The organism is Bacillus sp. 7894-2 (assembly GCF_002272225.1).
Lineage (GTDB): Bacteria > Bacillota > Bacilli > Bacillales > Cytobacillaceae > Cytobacillus.
Genome location: NZ_NPDG01000023.1, coordinates 1 through 4,500, shown reverse-complemented (window position 1 = coordinate 4,500; position 4,500 = coordinate 1). Strand labels below are relative to the sequence as shown.

Annotated in this window: 3 protein-coding genes; all 3 read right to left on the bottom strand. The window is 47.7% G+C overall.

Translation table 11 applies throughout. The annotated features are described in order from the left end of the window. Positions 1-151: 151 nt before the first annotated feature. The 3 genes from CHI10_RS22235 to CHI10_RS04875 all read right to left on the bottom strand — a co-directional run bounded on the left by CHI10_RS22235 (position 152) and on the right by CHI10_RS04875 (position 4,421). On the bottom strand, positions 152-328 hold the full coding sequence (locus CHI10_RS22235; protein ID WP_179288956.1) for a hypothetical protein: 177 nt from the start codon (positions 326-328) through the stop codon (positions 152-154). 134 nt (positions 329-462) lie between these two features. Then, entirely contained in the window at positions 463-3,729 is a 3,267-nt protein-coding gene (gene icmF / locus CHI10_RS04880; RefSeq protein ID WP_095243204.1) for a fused isobutyryl-CoA mutase/GTPase IcmF, read from the bottom strand. 47 nt (positions 3,730-3,776) lie between these two features. Beyond that, positions 3,777-4,421 carry a TetR/AcrR family transcriptional regulator gene (locus CHI10_RS04875; RefSeq protein ID WP_095243203.1) on the bottom strand — a complete coding sequence of 215 codons (645 nt, stop codon included), beginning with the start codon at positions 4,419-4,421 and terminating at the stop codon, positions 3,777-3,779. Positions 4,422-4,500: the final 79 nt, after the last annotated feature.

Here is a 4,500-nt window from a genome sequence, read left to right as displayed (position 1 = left end):
CATTGAATAGGCTTCCTCGGATAAACACCGCACGAAGAAAATGCGTTAGCATTTTCGAGGATCAAATGCCCTCCGCTCCAATTAACTCAGCAGAAAAACTTTTATTGTATTTGCAAGACAATAACTTTTTTTATTATCCGTTAAAAAGATGCTAATCTGCCCTCCGTTTTCTCCTGCCCCTCAGCGGCCGGTCCCATTTTTTATAGGCGAGCCAGGTGAAGTAGATGGAGAGCAGGAAGAATGCTATGGCTCCCAGCTGTTTTCCGTATAAAAAGTAAACACCTGCAGTAGCGGCAAGTATGGCTGCGTAGAGCATGATTTTTTTCATATTTTCACATCCCAGGCTTCCCGAAGTGCATTGCTATGTATTGATTCCATTATATAGGATATGGATGTATTTTATATTAATTCTATGTTAAAAAATAGTGCAGAAAACAAGGGCCTGCAGCGCAGGCCCTGTTTTTACATATTCCTCCTGTACTGCCCGCCCACTTCGTATAATGCACGGGTGATCTGGCCGAGGCTTGCCACTTTGACGGTTTCCATCAGCTCGGCGAAGATGTTTCCGCCGCTGACTGCTGCTTCCTTCAATTGGTTCAGTGCCTCTTCCGATTTGTCTTTGTTGCGCTCCTGGAAGCTGCGCAGGTTGCGGATTTGTGTTTCTTTTTCTTCCTTCGTTGCCCTTGCAAGCTCCATGTTGTTCATTTCGTCCTCTGATGGAGGATTTGGGTTCAAGTACGTGTTAACTCCGATGATCGGAAGCTCGCCGGTATGCTTTTTCATTTCATAGTACATGGACTCATCCTGGATTTTGCCGCGCTGGTATTGAGTTTCCATGGCACCAAGAACGCCTCCGCGGTCATTGATGCGTTCGAACTCTCTCAGCACCTGCTCTTCCACAAGATCTGTCAGCTCATCCACGATAAATGCGCCTTGAAGCGGATTTTCATTTTTCGATAAGCCATGCTCTTTTGTAATGATCATCTGGATAGCCATTGCCCGGCGGACAGATTCTTCCGTCGGTGTCGTGATGGCTTCATCATACGCATTGGTATGAAGCGAGTTGCAGTTATCCTGAAGCGCCATTAACGCCTGCAGCGTTGTGCGGATATCGTTAAAGTCGATTTCCTGTGCATGCAGGGAACGACCTGAAGTCTGGATATGGTACTTCAGCTTCTGGCTTCTCTCGTTTGCACCGTATTTATCTCTCATAACCGTTGCCCAGATGCGGCGGGCCACACGGCCAAGCACCGTATACTCCGGATCCAGTCCATTCGAGAAGAAGAATGACAGATTAGGTGCAAAATCATTGATGTTCATGCCTCTGCTCAAATAGTACTCCACATACGTAAAGCCATTTGCCAGTGTAAAGGCAAGCTGTGAAATCGGGTTAGCGCCCGCTTCCGCGATATGGTAGCCGGAAATGGATACTGAGTAGTAATTGCGGACCTTGTGGTCAATGAAGTACTGCTGAATATCCCCCATCATTCTTAAAGCGAACTCTGTCGAGAAGATACAAGTATTCTGTCCCTGATCCTCTTTTAAAATATCAGCCTGAACGGTTCCGCGGACCGTCTGCAGCGTTTGCGCCCTGACTTCGGTGAACTCTTCCACTGTCAGCACACGGCCAAGCTCCTGCTCTTTTGCCTCAATCTGCTGTTCAATCGCCGTGTTCATGAACATGGCCAGAATAATCGGCGCCGGCCCATTGATCGTCATCGAAACAGATGTAGATGGATGGCACAGGTCAAAGCCGGCATACAGCTTCTTCATATCATCAAGCGTACAGATGCTGACTCCGCTCTCCCCGACTTTTCCGTAAATGTCCGGGCGGTAGTCAGGATCCTCCCCGTAGAGGGTTACCGAATCAAAGGCTGTGCTCAAGCGCTTTGCAGCATCATCTTTGGACAGATAATGGAAACGGCGGTTTGTCCGTTCAGGCGTACCCTCTCCGGCAAACTGTCTTTTCGGATCTTCACCCTCGCGTTTGAATGGGAAAACACCGGCTGTATACGGGAATGAACCCGGCACGTTTTCTCTGTAAACCCAGCGGATGATTTCTCCGTAATCCTTGTACTTAGGCAGTGCCACTTTTGGAATGGACAGCCCGGATAAGCTCTTTGTTTTTAAAACGGTCACGATTTCTTTATCGCGGATTTTTGTTACAAATTGCTCGCCTGAGTATTTTTCCTTCAGTTCTTCCCAGCCTGCCAAAATGTTCTTTGTTTCAGCCGTCAGCTTTTCTTCTGCAGCGGATTTAATGGCTTCAAGAGAGGCAATGACTTCTTCATTTCCTTCTTGTTCCTTTACAGCAAGCAGTGCTCCCTCAAGCTGGAACAGTTTGCGGGCAAGATCAGCCTGCTCCTCGGCTTTTTTATGGTAGCCGCGGACCGCTTCAGATACTTCGCGGAGATAATAGCGCTGATCATTCGGGATAATGACATTCTGCTTTTCAACCTTTGCGTTTTTCGTAAAACTGGTTTTCCAATCTGTACCTGCTTTTTCATTTATCGTTTCGACCAGTGCCGCAAACACCGCGTTTGTACCCGGGTCATTGAACTGGCTCGCAATGGTTCCGTAGACAGGCATGTCTTCAAGCTCTTTTTCAAAAAGCATCCGGCTGCGCTGGTACTGCTTTTGCACCTGGCGCATCGCATCCTCTGAGCCCTTGCGCTCAAATTTATTAATGACGATTAAATCGGCATAATCGATCATATCAATTTTTTCAAGCTGGGATGGCGCCCCGAATTCACTTGTCATGACATACATCGAAGCATCACAAATTTCGGTAATGCCGGCATCTCCCTGCCCGATTCCGCTTGTTTCCACAATAATCAAATCAAAACCGGCTGCTTTGACAACTGAAATGGCATCCTGAATCGCAAGCGACAGCTCACTGCGGGAATTTCTTGTTGCCAGGCTTCGCATGTAGACGCGCGGATTAAAGATGGCGTTCATGCGGATACGGTCGCCAAGAAGCGCACCGCCCGTTTTTTGCTTTGTCGGATCCACTGAAAGAATCGCGATCTTTTTCTCCGGAATTTCATTAATGAAACGGCGGATCAGCTCATCTGTCAGCGAGCTTTTTCCGGCACCGCCCGTTCCTGTAATCCCTACAACCGGAACCTGCTTTTCGAGTGATTTCACTTTCTCCATAACCGGCTCAAGCGCTGCTGCCGCTTCCTTGCCTACGGTTACCTGATGCTCAGCCAGTGTAATCAGCTTGGCGATGGCATTGGTTTCTCCATCCTGAAGCTTTTCAATCTGCTCGGATGCTTCAGCTGTAAATGTCGGGAAATCACAATCCTTAATCATTTGATCAATCATGCCCTGGAGACCGTACTTCCGGCCGTCTTCCGGCGAGAAAATCCTCGCGATTCCGTAATCATGCAATTCTTTGATTTCCTTCGGGATGATGACACCGCCTCCGCCGCCATAAATGCGGATGTGGGATGCGCCTCTTTCCTTCAGAAGGTCATACATATATTTGAAGTACTCCACATGTCCTCCCTGATAAGAGGAAATGGCGATTCCCTGCACATCCTCCTGGATGGCAGCATTTACGACTTCCTCCACAGAACGGTTATGGCCGAGGTGGATGACCTCTGCCCCGCTTGCCTGGATGATGCGGCGCATAATGTTGATGGAAGCATCATGTCCGTCAAATAGACTGGAAGCCGTCACAAAACGAATATGATTTTTCGGCTTATAGACTTCTGGATTGCTCATCGTTCTCCTCCTTGTCCGTAAACGCAAGGCCAAGCCCTGCACTATTCTTAAGCTTTTTCCGACACCTTGCCTGAATCCTTTATTCCCTGGAAAAGAAGATTGGTCTGCAGCTGGATATACTCGTCGATACTGTACATTTTCTGCAAGGACCAGCGGCGGAACGCCCACATTTGCCCCTGGACAAAAATGTTATGGGCGATCATTTTGATTTTTTCCTCCGGCAGGTCCAGTTCCCCGTTTTCCACGCAAAGGGTAATGACATGCTCGAACATGCCGACCATTTCAATTTCTTTCTTAAGCACATATGGAAGGGCGTCCTTTGTCAGCGCCTTTACTTCCTGGTACATGACAAGCACTTCATCCTGCATTTCGTCGACCACTTTGAAGTAATCGGCGATGCCCTGTTTCAGGCTTTCCAGTGTGCCCTGTTTTGTATCAAGGCCTTTTTGTAGCCGCTCGGCTACCTGGTCGTATATGCTGTCGCAAACCAGGTACAGGACGTCTTCTTTTGTCCGGATGTATTCATAAAGCGTTCCAATACTAAAACCAGATGCCTTTGCGATTTCTCTAGTTGTTGTACGATGGAACCCTTTTTGGATAAAAAGGGTGACGGCACCTTTAATCATCTGATCGCGTCTTTTTTTGACAAGACGCTCATCTTTAACAGAAGCCTGCACTTCCCGTTTTTTCATTGTTATCTACCGCCTCCCACCATTCATATGCCTATTTATAAATTTGTTTTAGCTTATGAATTATGCCCGTTGATTTCCG

Excerpts from the sequence above, each read along its gene's own strand:
- CHI10_RS22235 (WP_179288956.1), bottom strand. The coding sequence starts at position 328 with ATGAAAAAAATCATGCTCTACGCAGCCATACTTGCCGCTACTGCAGGT.
- icmF (WP_095243204.1), bottom strand. The coding sequence starts at position 3,729 with ATGAGCAATCCAGAAGTCTATAAGCCGAAAAATCATATTCGTTTTGTG.
- CHI10_RS04875 (WP_095243203.1), bottom strand. The coding sequence starts at position 4,421 with ATGAAAAAACGGGAAGTGCAGGCTTCTGTTAAAGATGAGCGTCTTGTC.